Origin of the sequence: Streptomyces sp. B21-083, from assembly GCF_036898825.1 — a bacterium.
In the GTDB taxonomy this organism is placed as follows: Bacteria; Actinomycetota; Actinomycetes; order Streptomycetales; family Streptomycetaceae; genus Streptomyces.
On sequence record NZ_JARUND010000001.1, the window covers coordinates 1118800 to 1134144 of the forward strand.

Genomic DNA, 15345 nt, shown 5'->3' on the forward strand with positions numbered 1-15345 from the left:
CCTGGAGGACGGCTCCCTGCCCGCTTTCTGCAGGTCAAGGGCGGTCTTCACTGTACACGGGCACATGCCGGACCCGAAGGTTGTGAGGAACATCGCGTCCCTGCGACCTAGAGGCTCCCTGCCTGCGCTTCCGTGCAAAGCCGGCTGCTGCGACGCCGCTGGTCCGGCGCCTGTTCATGCACCTTTTCTTCGGGTGCGATGGAGGGTCGTCGGCGTCTGGACCACGGCGAATGCCGCGAACTGGTCGGCGGTCCCGTGGTCCAGCGAGGCGAGCAGTTCAGGGTCGGATCGTACGATCTGCCGTTGGGGTAGGCGGCGTTCGGCGTTGCCCACGGCCGTGCCGATGGGTCAGATCAGGGCCGGTGCGAGGCTCTGTTCAGGGTGGGTGCCCGTCGGCGCGCGGGCGAGGCAGCCGCCGTACGACCCACCTATGAGCAGAAACGGCGCGTCCCCGATCATGTCGTCGACGAAGTCCTGGACGGTGTCGAGCATGCCGTCCGAGCTCGCGATCGTTGGTGGCGCCGGCGATTTACCCATGGCCGGCAGGTCCGGGTACAGCCGTCGGTATTCGGCGCGGGTGGTGAACACCGGTTCGAGGCAGCCGAGCATCAGGCGGTGGTCAAGCGCAACGTCACCGACGTGCGGCGCGGCACCCGAATCGTTCTCCTTGCGGATCTTCGACCGCTGGATCAGCGTCTTCGCCTCGATCTCCACTGGCTTCATGAGCTGGGGCTCCTCTCTCCGGCGGCCGAGTGCGGATCGACACGGAACATCCATCCACAGAAGTTGCTTCCATGGAATGCATGTGTTCTAGTCTGAACTCGGCAACTCCGGCAGGCGCCTGCCGACTCCCCAGGTGCGGCGCACAGAGGGTTCCGTTTATCCCTTTCTTAAACGCAAAGGAGAGCTCGATGCCCGCTCCCGCCCTCAACTCCGTGGCCTGGTTCGAGATCGGCACCGACCAGCCGGAAGGGGTCAAGCAGTTCTACGGCCAGCTCTTCGACTGGAGTTTCCAGCTCAACACCAACACGCCCGGCGTGAACTACCACGCCGTCGTCACGCCTGGCGCCCAGCAGCCCACCGGTGGCGTATGGGAGTCGGAGGGCAACTTCCCCGACTACGCGGTCTTCTACGTCCTCGTCCAGGACGTCGCCGCAACCGTCGAGCGCGCCGAGGAACTGGGCGGCAAGGTGCTCATGGCGCCGACCACCGACGCCGCGGGCCTCACCTTCGCCCGTCTGGAGGACAGCACGGGCCATAACTTCGGCGTGTTCTCCGCACCCGCTCCGTGAGATCCCGCGCGCAGCGGGCTGCCCCGCCGTGCGCCGTCTCCGGCGGACGGGCTCTCTGAGAGATCACGCGCCATCCGTAGCCGGACCGGCCTCGTGACAGATCCCCGGGCGGTCCCCCGCAGTCCAGCACGGTCAAGAATCCACGCGTCAGCACCCGGAAGGTTCCCGAATGTCCAGCGCCACCGGCGAGAACATCCCCGTCCGCGTCTACGGCGGCCCCACCGCCCTCATCGAGTACGGCGGTCTCCGGTTCGTCACCGACCCGACCTTCGACGCGCCGGGCGAGTACCCCATGCCCCTCCCCGGCGACCACAAGCTGGTAAAGACCGAGCCCGCGCCCGTCAGTGCCGCCGACCTGGGCCGTGTCGACGCCGTCCTGCTCTCCCACGACGGGCACGACGACAACCTCGACGACGCCGGCCGCGCCTTCCTGCCCGAGGTACCGGTCGTCTTCACCACGGTCAGCGGCGCCGGCCGCCTGGGCGGCAATGCCCAGGGCCTGGCCTTCTGGGAGACCGCAGAGCTCTGGCGGCCCGACGGCGGCACCGTCACCGTCACCGGCCTGCCCGCCCGGCATGGCCCCGAAGGCTGTGAGCCGATCACCGGCGACGTCGTCGGCTTCATGCTCACCTCCGACGACCTGCCCTCCGTCTACGTCAGCGGCGACAACGCCAGCCTGGACCACGTCAAGGAGATCGCCGCGAAGTTCGCCCCGGTGGACACTGCGGTCCTCTTCCTCGGTGGCGCCCGCATGGACTTCGCCTTCGAAGGCGCCCTCCTCACCCTGGACAGCGCCCTGGGCGCCGAGGCAGCAAGGATCCTCGGCGCTCGCCGGGTCGTGCCTGCTCACTACGACAGCTGGGCCCACTTCAAGGAGGGGCGCAAGGAGATCGAAGCCGCGTTCTCCGAGGCCGACCTCACCGAGCGCCTCGACTTCGCCCGATAAGCCACCGCACATCCGGCGAGACTCCGTCGGCTGTGGACCGCGCTGTCCCGTGGGAATGCCGGAACGTCCGGCTTCCCGACGGGCCCGGCGCCCGATCAGAAGGGGCAGGCCCATGCACAGGATGAGCGAGCAGCAGTGGCGGGCCTTCGTATCCGAGGGCACCCGCACCGGCAAGCTGTCGACCACCCGGGCGGACGGCAGCCCGCACGTCACGCCGGTGTGGTTCCTGCTCGACGGGGACGACGTGGTGTTCAACACGGAGAGGAACGGGGTCAAGGGCCGCAACCTGGCCAGGGACGGCCGGTTCGCTCTGTGCGTGGACCAGGACCAGCCTCCGTACGCCTTCGTCCTGCTCCAGGGCCGCGCCAAGATGTCCGAGGACCCCGACGAGACCCTGCGGTGGGCCGGGCGCCTCGGCGCCCGCTATGTGGGCGAGGACCGCGCCGAGGAGTACGCCGCACGCAACGGCGGCTCGGGAAACCTCCTCGTCCGCGCGCACATCGAGAAGGTCATCGCCTTCGCCGGTATTGCCGACTGAGCCGACTGCCGGCGCCGAGCACCGGCGCGTCACCTACGTCGGTACCCCTTCGGCCTGCTCCTGGGTCCGCATCCACAGCACCAGGAAGGACCTCCGGAACGGCAACACCGTTCACCAGCACGGCAGTTGCCCCCTCCGTTCAACCAACGGGCAGCCAAGCCCCGTTCACACTGAGCCGTGCGTCCCCTACTCCGCCCGCTGAGGGGCACTCACCGACCGACCGGCCGTCCGGAGTGCGCTCAGGGTCGCGGCGAACCTCTTCAGCTCCTGCTCGGGGAGCACGGAACCGAGGCGTGCCTCGAGTTCTGCCTCGAAGATCTTCATGGCAGTGTCCACCACCCGCTGGCCGACGGGCGTGAGCTCGACCAGGGAGGACCGCCGGTCGTTCGGATTGGCGCGCCGCCGGCAGTAACCGGCAGCCTCAATACGGTCGACCACCTTGCTGGTGCCACCAACCGTGATCCCGAACTCCTCCGCCACGTCCTGGATCCGGCACGCAGAGCGCGTCGCGAGCAACTGCATCACCTCGAACCATGTCAGCTGGAGGTCGCACTCGGCGCGAAGCCGCGCATCGACGGCATTCCACAGCTCGATCTCGAGTTGGACCAGGTCGTGGAACACCAGCTTCAGATCAACCACAAGTCATCTTCCGCAGAATCTTCTTCCATTGATTACTTCATGGTAGTCGCGACCGCCGAAAGGACGGAAACCCCGCGGAGAAGATCGTCGCCGGGGAACTCGGTTCGCCGTTGCCTGCGGCCGGCGGCTTTCCGCGGCACTGTGCACGCTGGATCCCAAGCTCGCGGTAGCGTCAGCTGGAAACCGCTGGAGGACCTGCACACCGGCCCACTCATCGCTGCGCCACTCCCGCGGAGGTCGCTGTGGGCCGCTGGGGTAAGCCCCACGTATTCGGCTGCCTCAGTGAGCCGGCATCCGCACCGCTGGGGCATTCAGTAGCTTGCCGTGTCCCTGTGGAAGCGCGACGCGCGCACAGCCCCGGTGTGCCGGGCGGCCGTCACGAATTGTGTGACGAAACCGCACTGCTGCCTCGGTGACGCATCAGACGGTCGACCCAGTCTCCGCCGCCGCCTTCGTCGAGGCGCGCAGGCCGGCTACCTCGCACCCGTTCGACCGACATAGACATACGCATCCCAGCAGACTGTGCGACGGTATCGGGTGTCCGAAGGTCAGGCACATCCTTAGGCTGCACGGCAACCCGCACCTTGTCGAAGGCCAGGGCGGCGGAATGGTCGAGAACCACGGCATCCCAATTTGCCGTCGGCGCCGAGTTCCTGGCAGACCAGCGACGGTGTGAGTCTGAGCCGACGCTCCTCGAAGGCTCCGTCGGCGTCCAGCCCTTCGGGCCGCTCGACTGCCGTCAAGGGCCTTGGTTGCGGTTATGTGGACGATCTTCGCGGTCGTCTCGTCGATCTCATACCCGTATGCCCGGTCGACCGTCGTAGACGGAGAACATAGCCAGGGCGCGACTCTGCTCGTTACCTCTTCGGGTGCAGATGGCGGTTGAGATAGCGGGCCGTGACGCTGTGCAATTCAGATGAGAGGTCGTCGGGTGTACCGGTGGCGACGATGGTGCCGCCGGCGGTGCCGCCTCCGGGGCCCATGTCGATGACGTAGTCGGCGTTGGCGATCATGTCCAGGTCGTGTTCGATGACGATGACGGTGGCGCCGTTGTCGCCCAGTCTCTGGAGGACGTCCAGGAGCGTGCGGATGTCCAGGGGGTGGAGCCCGACGCTGGGTTCGTCCAGGACGAAGAGCGTGTCGGACTGGTTCCGGGTCAGCTCGGTGGCGAGCTTCAGCCGCTGTGCCTCGCCGCCGGAGAGGGCCGGGGTGTCTTCGCCGAGGGTGAGATATCCCAGTCCTAGGTCGATGAGGGCCTGAAGCCGGGTTCTCACGCGGCGGATGTCTCCGACCTGCTCGATCGCCTGCCTGACAGTGAGGGCAAGCAGTTCGGGCAAGGAGACACCCTCGTCCGGATTTGCGGGGGCCGGACGGCGGATGTCGGCGGCTGCGGGGGCGTACCGGGTGCCGTCGCATGCGGGGCAGGCGATGTCGACATCGGGCAGGAACTGGACGTCGAGGGAGATCTGGCCGGTACCTTCGCACCGCGGGCAGCGCAGGGAGCCGGTGTTGTAGGAGAAGTCGGCGGCGGTGAGCCCCCGCTGCTTGGCCGCGTCGATGGCGGCGTAGGCGCGGCGCAGGTCGTCGAGGATGCCGCTGTAGGTGGCGACGGTGGAGCGGACGTTGACGCCGATGGGGGTGGCGTCGACCGTGTTCACCCGGGTGATCGCCGGCGCGTCCACCGCGGCCACGTGGTCGGGCAGCGCTCTGCCCGCGGCTTTCGCCTGGAGCGCGGGAATCAGGCTTTCGAGGATCAGTGTCGTCTTGCCGGATCCGGACACGCCGGTCACCGCGGTCAGGCGGCCCCGAGGGATGTCGACGTCCAGGGCGTGCACGGTGTGCAGGGGCCGGGTGGAGAGGCGGATGCGGCCGTGGTCGAACACCGAGTCACGTCCGGCCCGTTGGCGGACTAGGACGGGTTCGCGGCCGGTGAGGAATCCACCGATCAGGGAGTTGGGGTCGTTGCCGAGAGTGGTGACGTCACCGGTGGCCAGGACGGTCCCGCCCTCGGTGCCGGAGCCGGGGCCGATCTCGATGAGCCAGTCGGCTTCGCGCAGGACCTGGACGTCGTGGTCGACGAGGACCACGGAGTTGCCGTCGCGGAGCAGGTCGCGCATGACGCCGAGCAGGCCATCCACGTTGGAGGGGTGCAGGCCGATGGAGGGTTCGTCGAGGACGTAGAGCACGCCGGTGGTCTGGTTGCGTACGGCGCGGGCCAGTTGGACGCGTTGCCGCTCGCCGGTCGACAGGGTGGAGCTCGCCCGGTCCAGGGTGAGGTAGCCGAGGCCGAGTTCGACCAGGCGGCGGGCGGTCTCCAGCAGGGTGGCGACGATGTTCCGTGCCATCGGGCGCATCTCGGACGGCAGGGCGTCCGCGAGGGTGGGGGTCCAGGCGATGAGTTCGTCGAGCGTCTTGGCGGTGGCTTGGGCGAGGTTGATGCCGTCGACGAGGGTGGCGCGGGCCTGCTCGCTGAGCCGGGTGCCGTGGCAGGCCGGACACACCTGGGCGCTGATGAACCTGTTCACACGGTTCAGCCCGCGTTCGGTGGTGGCCTTGTTCAGGGCCTCCTCGACGGCCCGACGGGCGTTGCGGTAAGTGAAGTCCAGCTCGAAGAACTTGCCGTTCTTGGACCGGACACTGATGTGCCGCTGCTCCGCGGGTCCGTGCATGACGATGTCCCGCTCGTGTGCGGTCAGTTCCGTGTACGGCACCTCGGTGCGCACCCCGAACTCGGCGACGACCTGCGGCATCACTGTCAGCCCGAACATCGACCACGGGGCCACCGCCCCCTCGGCGATGGTGCGTTGCGGATCGGGGACGAGAGCCGCTTCGTCGACTTCCCGGACCATGCCGGTACCGGTGCAGCGCGGGCATGCGCCGTCCGAGTTGAAGGCCAGCGACTCCGCGCCCGGCGGGTAGAACGTCACCTCGCATACAGGGCAGGTCAGGTCCAGCCCCGCAGCCACGTCGAACGTCGGGTCCTGCCGGTGGCCGTTGGGGCACAGGTGTGATCCCAGCCGGGAGAACAGCAGGCGCAGCACGTTGAGCAGTTCGGTCGACGTGCCGAAAGTGCTGCGCACCCCGGGCACCCCGGGCCGCTGCCGCAAGGCGAGGGCCGCGGGCACGTGCTCGACGCTGTCCACCGACGCACGCGGTGCCTGCGCCATACGCCGGCGGGTGTACGTGGACAGCGCCTCGATGTAGCGCCTTGAGCCCTCCGCGTACAGGACCCCCATCGCCAGCGACGACTTTCCGGAGCCGGACACGCCTGCCACCGCGACGAGTTGGCGCAGCGGCACCGTCACGTCGACGTTCTTCAGGTTGTGGACCTTCGCCCCGCGTACCCGGATGGACAGCGGCGGATCCACCGCGTCCGCACCTCGTGCGCCCGGGGCCCCGGCCCACTGGTCGCCGCGTGTTACCTCGTCGTGCGCCATCGCTTCTCCTCCTGGGCGTGTCGTCCGAGGTCTTCGGCCTCCGGGACAGACGAGTGCTCGCAGCGTTCCGACGAATCAGCATACCCGGAACATGATTCCCCAGATATTACTTCCACGGAAGCTTAAGGCGAAGAGGGGCTCCGAGAAGGTCGGGTGGTTGCGGGCGGGAACTCGGGTGTCTCCTGCTGAACGTCGATCGTCTGGACCAGTACCGTCGCGGTGACGCCGACGGTACTGGCCTCGGGGGCCGGGTCGGCGAGGGTGAAGTCGCGCCGCAGCGGGGCGAGCTCCCGTCCGGTGATCCAGTTCTGGTCGCGTACGGAGAGGTCCCAGACGTGGTGGTGTGCGTCGATGACACCCTCAGTTGTGTTCGCCTCCATGGCCGTCATCACCCCCACGCCTCCTTGACTCCTCCTTCGACCGATCGGCTTCCTCGACCGGTGCGGTGGCAGGGACGGGGACGTGCGGGGGCAGCAGCCCCTCGGCGCGCAGTCCGTCCCAGACCTCGGCCGGTACCGTTCTCCGCAGCTGATCCACCGTGTCGCGGACCTCCTCGGCGCAGCGCGCGCCGGACAGCACGCTCGCGACCGCCGGATGACCCAACGGGAAGCGCAGAGCGGCTGCGCGCAGCGGTACGCCGTGGCGTTCGGTGACCGTCTTCATGCGCAGGGCCCGGTCCAGCACGCGCCGTGGGGCGGGCGCGTAGTCGTACGTCGCCCCGGGCTTGGGGTCGGTGAGCAGACCCGAGTTGAACACCCCGCCGACGATGACACTCCTGCCACGAGCGGCGGCCTCCGGCAGTACCTCCGCGAGCCCCTCCTGCTCCAGCAGGGTGTAGCGGCCAGCGAGCAGCACCACGTCGATGTCGGTCTCGCGCAGGAAGCGGGCGGGGAGCGCGCACTGGTTCACGCCGATGCCGATCGCCTTGACGACGCCTTCGCCGCGCAACCGTTCCAGCGCCGGGTACGCCTCGCGCAGCGCCTGCTCGGCGTGGTGGTCCGGGTCGTGCAGCAGGGCGATGTCCACCCGGTCCAGGCCGAGGCGGTCGAGGCTCGCTTCCAGGGAGCGCAGGACTCCGTCGGAGCTGAAGTCCCAGACTCGGCGGTGGGCGGCGGGCACGGCGAAGCCGTGGGCGAGATCGTCGCCGCGGCCGCCTGCGGGGTTGGGTTCGAGCAGCCGCCCGACCTTGGTGGAGACGGTGTACGTGTCGCGGTCGCGCTCGCGCAGCGCGGCGCCCAGGCGTCGCTCGGACAGACCGAGTCCGTAGTGCGGGGCGGTGTCGAAGGTGCGTACGCCGGCGTCCCAGGCCGCTTCCACCGTGGCGTGGGCGGCCTCGTCGGTGACCGGGCGGAAGAGGTTGCCGATGCCGGCGGCTCCGAACGACAACTCGGTGATCCTGACACCGGTGGCGCCCAACGTGGTCACTCTCATGCTCATGCTCCGACCGCCGGGCGCAGCCGGAGCCCCTGCATGCCACCGTCGACGGCGAGGGCGATGCCGGTGACGGAGGCCGCGGCGGGGCTCGCCAGGTAGACGACGGCCGCTGCCACCTCGTCCGCGGTGACCAGGCGGCCCAGGGGCTGGCGTGCGTCGAGGGCGGCGCGTTCCGCTTCCGGGTCGTCGGCCGCGTCCAAAAGCCGGGTTACCCAGGGGGTGTCGGCGGTTCCGGGGTTGACGCAGTTGACGCGGATGCCCTCACGGACATGGTCCGCGGCCATCGCCAGGGTCAGCGAAAGCACCGCACCTTTGCTCGCGGAGTACAGGGCGCGCTGGGGAAGGCCCGCGGTGACCGCGATGGAGCAGGTGTTGACGATCGCCGCGTGCGACGATCGCCGTAGATACGGCAGGGCGGCCCGGGTGGTGCGCACCGTCCCGAGGACGTTGACGTCGAGGACCTGGTGCCACTCCTCGTCCGGGTTGTCCTCGACGGTACCGACGGCGCCGATGCCCGCATTGTTGACCAGGATGTCCAGGCCGCCGAGCTGCCCAGCAGCGGCGTCCACGGCGACACGTACCGATGCGTCGTCGCCGAGGTCGGCCTTGATGGCGATCAGCGGCTCGGGGGCGTGGGAGGGGTCGAGGTCGACGACGGCCACGGTGGCGCCGTGCTCGGCCAGCATCCGGGACGTGGCCAGCCCGATCCCGGACGCGCCGCCGGTGACGACGGCTTTGAGCCCGGACAGGCCGCTCATGCTGCTCAAGAGGGGTGCCTTTCACGCTTGGGCGAAGGTCTGGCGCTGGTGCGCCGAGGCCGTCGACGGGGCCGACCTCGTCGGCGGTCACGAGCCAGGGGCCGAGCGGGTTGAGGGTCTCGCAGGACTTGCCCAAATCCCACTGGGTAGTCGGGCTGGAACTCGCGCTCGGAGACATCGTGGCTCATCGCGTGTCCCGCGATCACGGCCCGTGCGACCTCGGGTTCACTGGTGTTCCCTTGCCATGGGCGGTTGTCAGGTCGCTGTGGCCGAGGGGGATAGATGCCAGATTTCGGTCAGGTCGGACCAGTTGTCCCCGGTGCCGGTATCGGCCCAGGGCTCCTGGCAGGGGCCGGTGAGCTTCCACCAGGCTTGGGTGGCCTCGTCGGCGGCGATCGCGGCCATGTCGGACTCGAAGTCATCGCCGTGGTACTCGAAGTAGGCGAACAGAGTGTTTTCGCGCAGGAAGATGCTGTAGTTGCGGATGTTCGCAGCCCTCAGCGCGGCCTCGACACTCGGCCATACCTCGGAGTGCAGGCGCAGATACAGGTCCCGGTGCTCCGGCCGCAGGCGGATCGTCTGGGCAACGCGTTTCATCGGGTCCTTTCGGTGAGTGCGGGCCGCGTCAGGGAACGTCGGTTGAGCACGACGATGGGGCAGCGGGGTTCCGGCGCTCTGTCAGGAAGCGGTACCGACAGGGCGCCGAGCACGATCGACGACTCCCGTCCGTTTCGGTGCGCCATGGGTGGACGGTTATGTCGACGAGGGGGTGGCGGCTGGTCGCCTCACTCTTTCGTCGCGCCGGCGAGCATGCCGGACACCAGGGCCCGTTGGGAGAAGAGGAAGACGATCAGGACGGGGACGATGGTCACCAGGGTGGCCAGGGCCAGTTCGGGCCGCATGATCTCGTTTCCCGTGCCGCTGGAGGTGTTGAACAGCGGTGAGGCGGCGAGCAGGTTGTTCAGCCCCACCTGCGCCGGATACTGGGAGCTGTCGGGCAGCATCACGAACGGCAGGAAGAAGTTGTTCCAGTTGCCGACGAAGTTGAAGAAGCCGACCAGGGCGATCACGGGCTTGGCCAGCGGCATCGCGATGAGCCGGAAGACCTGCCACTCCGAGCAGCCGTCGATGCGCGCTGCGGACAGCAGGTCGGAGGGGACGTTGGAGGAGAAGTAGATGTAGGTGAGGTAGACCCCGAACGGGAAGAAGGAGAAGGGCAGGATCACCGACCAGATCGTGCCGTCCAGGTGCACGGCGTTCATCCCCAGGTACAGGGGCAGCACCATCGCGGCCGTCGGCATGAGCATCACGAGCATGGTGATGGTCAGCAGCATCCGGCGCCCGATGAACTGGGTGAGAGCCAGCGCGTACCCGGCGGGGATCGATGTCACGAGGGTGATGGCCAGTGCGCCGAACGTGTAGAGCGCCGAGTTCAGCAGCCAGGTGAGTATCGCGCCGTCCTGGAACGCGTAGAGGTGGTGCCAGGTGTCGGCGACCGCGCCGAGAGAGCCGAAGGAGAACGGGTTGTCCCGCACGATCTGGCCGTCGGACTTGGTCGGGGCAAGCAGGAGCCACACCACCGGCACACAGAAGAACAGCACGGACAGGCCCATGACGATGAACCAGGCCAGCCGGGCGGCCAGTGAGCGTGGGCGGCGCGTCCGGCGCATGGGCTTCCTCGGGCTGGTGCGGTCGCCGGTGCTGTGGCGCGGCGGGGTTCGGCGGGTTGTGGTCTTGGGAGCCGTGGTCATCCTTCGTCCTTGGAGAACAGACCGGTGCGGAAGACGACGAGCGCCGCGCAGGCGAGGCCCAGGATGAGGAGGTCGACGGAGAGCGCCGCCGCGCCGTTGAAGTCGCCTGCCTGGAAGGCGTACTGGTAGGAGAGCTGGTTCGGTGACCAGCTGTCGGGGATCATGCCCCAGCTGGCGAGGGAGACCAGTTGTGGCTCGACGAAGAGCTGGGTGCCGGCCGCGAAGGCCAGGATCAACATGTACGCGATCCACTTGGTGATCATGGGGATCTGGATGCGCAGGGCGATCTGGAGGGTGTTGGCGCCGTCGATGCGGGCGGCCTCCAGGATCTCGTCGGGGATGCTGTTGAGGGCCCCGTACATGACCACGATCCAGCCGCCGGCCCCGGTCCAGAAGGCGATGACGGTGAAGAGCACGGGCAGGTGGCCGGGGGCGTTGACCTGGGCGAGGGTGTTCCAGCCGAAGCTCTTCAGCAGCCAGCCGACGGGGCTGGCGGCCGGGTCGAGGAGGATCAGGAAGAGCAGTACGCTCGCGACCCCGGCGAGGGCGCCCGGCAGGTAGAACAGGAACCGCAGGCTGGTTGAGGCCCTGCGCATGCGGCCGTGCAGCATCAGGGAGAGCAGTACTACCAGGATCATCAGGCTGGCCAGCCACACCACCAGGTACAGGCCGATGTGGAGGAAGGCCGGACCGAAGCGGTAGTCGGTGAACGTGCGGGTGAAGTTGCCGAACCCGACGAGCTGGTTGCGGGAGTTGGACAGCGCCAGCCACACCGCGTATCCGGTGGGCAGGACGCCGAAGGCGAGCAGGAGGAGGACGTAGCCGGAGACGAAGACGTAACCGGCGCGTCCGACCGGGTTGCGGGCCGAGCGGCCGCGTCGTCGGCCGCTCCGCTCCGTTGCGAGGTGGTTGGTCATCGGTCCGCTTCGCTAGTTGACGGTGTAGCCGAGCGACTTGGCCTTGTCGGTGATGGCCGTCTGCCAGGTGCCGAGGGTGTCGGTGAGGGTCTTGCCGGAGTTCAGGGCAGGGATCACGGTGGAGGAGTAGATCGCCTCCTGGCTGTACTGGGTGGCGGACCAGCCGGGCCAGATCAGTTCCGCGGCTTCCTCGAAGGCGGGGCTGATGTCGTCGGCGAAGTAGCCGGTGTCCAGCTGGTTGTCGAGCCACTTCGTGGCCGCCGGCTTGTACGCGGGGTAGGTGCCCGCGGTGGCCTGGTAGTCGTCGGAGGTGGTCATCCAGCTGACCAGGTCGGAGGATGCCTTGAGGTTCTTGCTGTGGGAGGAGACGAACCACAGTCCGCCGCCGACGTTGCCGGTGTAGTTTTTGTCGTCGCCCTCGAACTTCAGCGGTGAGGCAGCGGCGATCTGCCCCTTGGGGATCTTGAACGTGGAGTTGAAGAGCACCTGTCCGTACCAGGACGGGCCGGGGAGCATGAGGACCTTGCTCGCCTGGTTCTTGATGAACCCGGCGCTGAACACGGTGTCCTTGGCGACCGATCCCTTGGCGATCAGAGTGTCGAGCAGTTTCGCCATCCGGGTGCACTTGGCGTCCTGCAGGTTCACGGTGACCTTCTTGGCACCGGTCGTGGTGCTGGCGGTGCACTGGCTCGCCCAGAAGTACACCTCAGGAGTCCAGGCGTCCCCGGCGGTGCCGACCAGGTACCCGGGGTGGTCCTTGGCGACCTTCTCGCCGAGCTTCTGGTACTCCTCCCAGGTGGTCGGGACGGTGTAGCCCCACTTGCCCATGAGCTTCTTGTTGTACCAGAGCACGTTCTGGGCAAGGTCGTTGCGCAGGCAGTAGGTGCCGCCGTTGAACTTGCAGGGGTCCAGTGCGCCGTACGCGAAGGCGTTCAGGGTCGACAGCGGGACCAGGCCCTTGTCGACGGGCGCGGCGTAGGGCGTCTTGCCCTGGGCGGCCCAGCTGCCGTCGTTGACGTTGGCGCTGAAGGCGACGTCGGGCCAGCCGCTGCCGGTCCGGTCGAACAGCTGCACCTTGGTCTGCAGGTCATTGGCACCGTTCGCGTCGCCGCTGTACGTGATGATCTTCATCTTCACGTCCGGGTGCGCCTTCTGGTACGCCTGCACGCCGGGCACACGGCCTGCGTCCGCCCAGACGGTGATCTCACTGCCTTCCTGCTGAGCCACGGGCTTGAAGGCCGCGGGGGAGGAGGTCGCCGCGGGGGTGGGGTCCGCGCTGCCGCAGGCGGCGAGCGCGAGCAGGGAGACGGCGCCCAGGGCGGCGACGGCTGTGTGTCTGAGCTGGCGGCGGGAGGAAACCGGAACGTCGTTGTTCATGACTGACCTCAGATCTTGGGGAATGGCGCACAGCGGTGAGAGGCGCCTCGTTCGGGGTGCTGGGGACAGGCGGTCGGGCCTGGGGCTCCGGACATCAGGCCCGGGGTGGGGTGACGGTCTCCTTGTCGACGAATTCCTGAAGGACGGTGGGGTAGTCCAGGCCCGCCGGAAGGGCGACGCCCGGACCGGTGGGGGCATGGACGAGACCCTGGGCGTCGATGCCACTCTCACGGCTGATGGGATTGCCCATGACCAGCGACTCGTAGTACGTGGTGTTCGAGATGGCCATGCACAGGTGCCGGTTGGGGATCTCCGGCCCGTGCACCTCGGCGCGCAGCCGGTAGGCGTCGGCGAGGTGGGCGGTGCGCATCGCGCCGGTGAAGCCGCCGCGCAGTTGGGTGGAGGCGCGGACTCCGAAGGTGGCGGCGCCGGCCTGGATGAAGTCGGCGGAGTTCATGTGCGCCCCGTCGGAGGTCTCGGCCACGAGGAGAGGAACGGCCACCGCGTCGGCGAGACGCTTGTACGCGGTGACACTGAACTCCCTCATCGGCTCCTCGTACCAGAGGTAGTCGGCGTCGGAGAGGGCGCGCCCAAGATAGACCGCGTCGGGGAGGTCGAAGCCCGCCGACCCGTCGAACATCAGCGGGATGTCGTCTCCTACGTGTTCACGCAGAGCCACCGACAGGCGGGCGTCGCGGCGGGCGTCGCCCCAGGCGTGCAGCTTGATGGCGGGGTAGCCGAGCTCCAGGGCCTGGTCCGCGATGTCCAGGTACTCCTCGACCGATGAGTAGGTGACGGTGGAGGCGTAGGCGGGTATCGAGGTGCGGTAACCGCCGAGCATCTGCCAGGTGGGCCGGTCGGCGAGCCGTCCGGCCAGGTCCCACAGCGCGGTGTCGACCAGACCCAGCAGGTAGAGCGGTAGCTCCTCCGTGCGGTCCAGCTCCCACATGCGGTGCCAGAGCCATTCCCGCTGCAAGGGATCCTGCCCCACCAACTCCTTGCGCAGCACGCGGTCGAGCAGGTCGGCCAGGATGACCCCGCTGCCCCGCCGGGGGGCCATCGCCACCCCCTCGACCCCTCCGTCCGTGCAGATGCGCAGCACCGAGGCCTCACCCTCGGCCGGGCTGCCCAGGAGTCCGTCCCGCCATGCGAAGGGTGGACTGGCTCCCGGCACCCGGACCGGATGGCACTCGACTTGGGTAATGCGCACGGCTTGCACCCCTTGGACGGGAAAGTACTGCTGCGAAATTTTCGTGTAACGTAAGTCGTCATACGAATGCTGTCAAGAGGTTTCCACGCAGTAGACTCGCCGCCATCCGCATCAGCAAGGGGGAGCCGCATGGCCAAGGACAGCACTGGCAGAGCGGGAGAGCCTCCCGTACTCAAGCCCTGGCCCAAGCGTCCAGCCCGGCTGGCGCAGGCGGTCATGGAGAGCCTGACCGACACGATCGTGTCGGGCGTCATTTCTCCGGGATCGACACTGCCGGTGGAACCCGAGCTCTGCGAGACGTTCGGCGTCAGCCGGATCACCATCCGCGAGGCGGTCAAGTCCCTGGAGGCCAAGGGGCTGGTTCTCGCCCGGCAGGGCTACGGCACCACCGTCACCCCGCCCGAGGAATGGAACCTCCTCGACCCCGTCGTGCTCGCCGCGACCGTCCAGCACGACGACCAACTCGTCGTCCTCGACCAGTTGGTCGACATCCGGTCGACGCTTGAGGCCCAGATGACGGCGCAGGCGGCGGAGCTGGCCACCGACGACGATCTGCGAGCCATCGAGCGACTGCTCGCCCGTCTCGACGACGAGACCGCCGTCCCGGCGCGCTTCATCGAGACCGATGTGGCCTTCCATGACCGGATCATGCAGGCATCCCACAACAGGCTCGGCCGTTCCATCATCCGGATCCTCCACGCCCAGGCGCGCACGACGTTCCTTTACAACGGCACTCCGGACACGACCGCGTGCGAGCGGGCCAACGCGGAGCATCGCGAAGTCGCCGCGCGACTGCTGGCCCGGGACGCCGACGGGGCCGCGCGGGCCATGGCGGCACACATCGAGACCGCGTGGAGTCGCCGCCGTCTGCCGAACGTGAACTCCGCCGTCTCCTGAGCCCCCGGCCCACTGAGAGCACCCGCAGCGACCTCGCCCCCGAGCCGACAGACCGGGGGCGTTCGCATGCCCGGGTCCGCTCCGGCCAACTCCGGCGGAGTCTGTGTGCGCGATCTATTGACGAAATTCATATGACGTCTAATGTTACA

Annotated in this window: 14 protein-coding genes and 2 pseudogenes; 4 read left to right on the forward strand and 12 right to left on the reverse strand. The window is 68.3% G+C overall.

What is annotated here, in order from left to right; translation table 11 throughout:
- Positions 1–348: 348 nt before the first annotated feature.
- The gene (locus tag QA861_RS05050) at positions 349–723 is read right to left on the reverse strand and encodes an alpha/beta fold hydrolase (RefSeq protein ID WP_334586998.1); all 375 of its coding nucleotides are present in this window, start codon (positions 721–723) and stop codon (positions 349–351) included.
- Between the two features lie 188 nt (positions 724–911).
- On the opposite strand from QA861_RS05050, the gene QA861_RS05055 reads away from it, so the two are divergent.
- The 3 genes from QA861_RS05055 (at position 912) to QA861_RS05065 (ending at position 2776) form a co-directional block, all read left to right on the forward strand.
- Positions 912–1292, forward strand: coding sequence for a VOC family protein (locus QA861_RS05055; protein ID WP_334586999.1), 381 nt, complete (start codon positions 912–914; stop codon positions 1290–1292).
- Positions 1293–1461: 169 nt separating this feature from the next.
- Positions 1462–2238, forward strand: coding sequence for an MBL fold metallo-hydrolase (locus QA861_RS05060; protein WP_334587000.1), 777 nt, complete (start codon positions 1462–1464; stop codon positions 2236–2238).
- A 112-nt stretch (positions 2239–2350) separates the two neighbouring features.
- Positions 2351–2776, forward strand: coding sequence for a PPOX class F420-dependent oxidoreductase (locus QA861_RS05065; RefSeq protein ID WP_334587001.1), 426 nt, complete (start codon positions 2351–2353; stop codon positions 2774–2776).
- A gap of 186 nt (positions 2777–2962) precedes the next feature.
- On the opposite strand, the gene QA861_RS05070 is transcribed toward QA861_RS05065, so the two are convergent.
- From QA861_RS05070 to QA861_RS05120, 11 genes and pseudogenes are all read right to left on the reverse strand, one after another.
- Complete coding sequence (locus QA861_RS05070) at positions 2963–3415, reverse strand: MarR family winged helix-turn-helix transcriptional regulator (protein ID WP_334587002.1); 453 nt, start codon at positions 3413–3415, stop codon at positions 2963–2965.
- 857 nt (positions 3416–4272) lie between these two features.
- Positions 4273–6852 carry an excinuclease ABC subunit UvrA gene (locus QA861_RS05075; RefSeq protein WP_334587003.1) on the reverse strand — a complete coding sequence of 860 codons (2580 nt, stop codon included), beginning with the start codon at positions 6850–6852 and terminating at the stop codon, positions 4273–4275.
- Positions 6853–7019: 167 nt separating this feature from the next.
- A pseudogene (locus QA861_RS05080) lies at positions 7020–7241 on the reverse strand (amidohydrolase family protein); the annotation flags it as partial.
- Positions 7213–8283, reverse strand: coding sequence for an aldo/keto reductase (locus QA861_RS05085; protein ID WP_334590453.1), 1071 nt, complete (start codon positions 8281–8283; stop codon positions 7213–7215). The pseudogene QA861_RS05080 and the gene QA861_RS05085, both read right to left, overlap by 29 nt.
- Positions 8284–8285: 2 nt before the next feature.
- On the reverse strand, positions 8286–9044 hold the full coding sequence (locus tag QA861_RS05090) for an SDR family NAD(P)-dependent oxidoreductase (protein ID WP_334590454.1): 759 nt from the start codon (positions 9042–9044) through the stop codon (positions 8286–8288).
- A 52-nt stretch (positions 9045–9096) separates the two neighbouring features.
- Positions 9097–9268: pseudogene (locus QA861_RS05095) on the reverse strand (fumarylacetoacetate hydrolase family protein); the annotation flags it as partial.
- 31 nt (positions 9269–9299) lie between these two features.
- Positions 9300–9641: an L-rhamnose mutarotase gene (locus tag QA861_RS05100; RefSeq protein ID WP_334587004.1), complete on the reverse strand. Its 342-nt coding sequence runs from the start codon at positions 9639–9641 to the stop codon at positions 9300–9302.
- 188 nt (positions 9642–9829) lie between these two features.
- Positions 9830–10714, reverse strand: coding sequence for a carbohydrate ABC transporter permease (locus QA861_RS05105; protein WP_334590455.1), 885 nt, complete (start codon positions 10712–10714; stop codon positions 9830–9832).
- 77 nt (positions 10715–10791) lie between these two features.
- A complete protein-coding gene (locus tag QA861_RS05110) occupies positions 10792–11712 on the reverse strand; it encodes a carbohydrate ABC transporter permease (protein ID WP_334587005.1) in 921 nt (306 codons plus the stop codon).
- 12 nt (positions 11713–11724) lie between these two features.
- Positions 11725–13089 (reverse strand): ABC transporter substrate-binding protein, encoded by a 1365-nt coding sequence (locus QA861_RS05115; RefSeq protein ID WP_334587006.1) that lies wholly within the window; start codon positions 13087–13089, stop codon positions 11725–11727.
- Between the two features lie 94 nt (positions 13090–13183).
- Positions 13184–14299: an enolase C-terminal domain-like protein gene (locus QA861_RS05120; RefSeq protein WP_334587007.1), complete on the reverse strand. Its 1116-nt coding sequence runs from the start codon at positions 14297–14299 to the stop codon at positions 13184–13186.
- Positions 14300–14428: 129 nt separating this feature from the next.
- On the opposite strand from QA861_RS05120, the gene QA861_RS05125 reads away from it, so the two are divergent.
- The gene (locus tag QA861_RS05125) at positions 14429–15196 is read left to right on the forward strand and encodes a FadR/GntR family transcriptional regulator (RefSeq protein ID WP_334587008.1); all 768 of its coding nucleotides are present in this window, start codon (positions 14429–14431) and stop codon (positions 15194–15196) included.
- Positions 15197–15345 lie beyond the last annotated feature (149 nt).

Coding starts and splice junctions, on each gene's coding strand:
- QA861_RS05050 (WP_334586998.1), bottom strand. CDS start 723: ATGAAGCCAGTGGAGATCGAGGCGAAGACGCTGATCCAGCGGTCGAAG.
- QA861_RS05055 (WP_334586999.1), top strand. CDS start 912: ATGCCCGCTCCCGCCCTCAACTCCGTGGCCTGGTTCGAGATCGGCACC.
- QA861_RS05060 (WP_334587000.1), top strand. CDS start 1,462: ATGTCCAGCGCCACCGGCGAGAACATCCCCGTCCGCGTCTACGGCGGC.
- QA861_RS05065 (WP_334587001.1), top strand. CDS start 2,351: ATGCACAGGATGAGCGAGCAGCAGTGGCGGGCCTTCGTATCCGAGGGC.
- QA861_RS05075 (WP_334587003.1), bottom strand. CDS start 6,852: ATGGCGCACGACGAGGTAACACGCGGCGACCAGTGGGCCGGGGCCCCG.
- QA861_RS05085 (WP_334590453.1), bottom strand. CDS start 8,283: ATGAGAGTGACCACGTTGGGCGCCACCGGTGTCAGGATCACCGAGTTG.
- QA861_RS05090 (WP_334590454.1), bottom strand. CDS start 9,044: ATGAGCGGCCTGTCCGGGCTCAAAGCCGTCGTCACCGGCGGCGCGTCC.
- QA861_RS05100 (WP_334587004.1), bottom strand. CDS start 9,641: ATGAAACGCGTTGCCCAGACGATCCGCCTGCGGCCGGAGCACCGGGAC.
- QA861_RS05105 (WP_334590455.1), bottom strand. CDS start 10,714: ATGCGCCGGACGCGCCGCCCACGCTCACTGGCCGCCCGGCTGGCCTGG.
- QA861_RS05110 (WP_334587005.1), bottom strand. CDS start 11,712: ATGACCAACCACCTCGCAACGGAGCGGAGCGGCCGACGACGCGGCCGC.
- QA861_RS05115 (WP_334587006.1), bottom strand. CDS start 13,089: ATGAACAACGACGTTCCGGTTTCCTCCCGCCGCCAGCTCAGACACACA.
- QA861_RS05125 (WP_334587008.1), top strand. CDS start 14,429: ATGGCCAAGGACAGCACTGGCAGAGCGGGAGAGCCTCCCGTACTCAAG.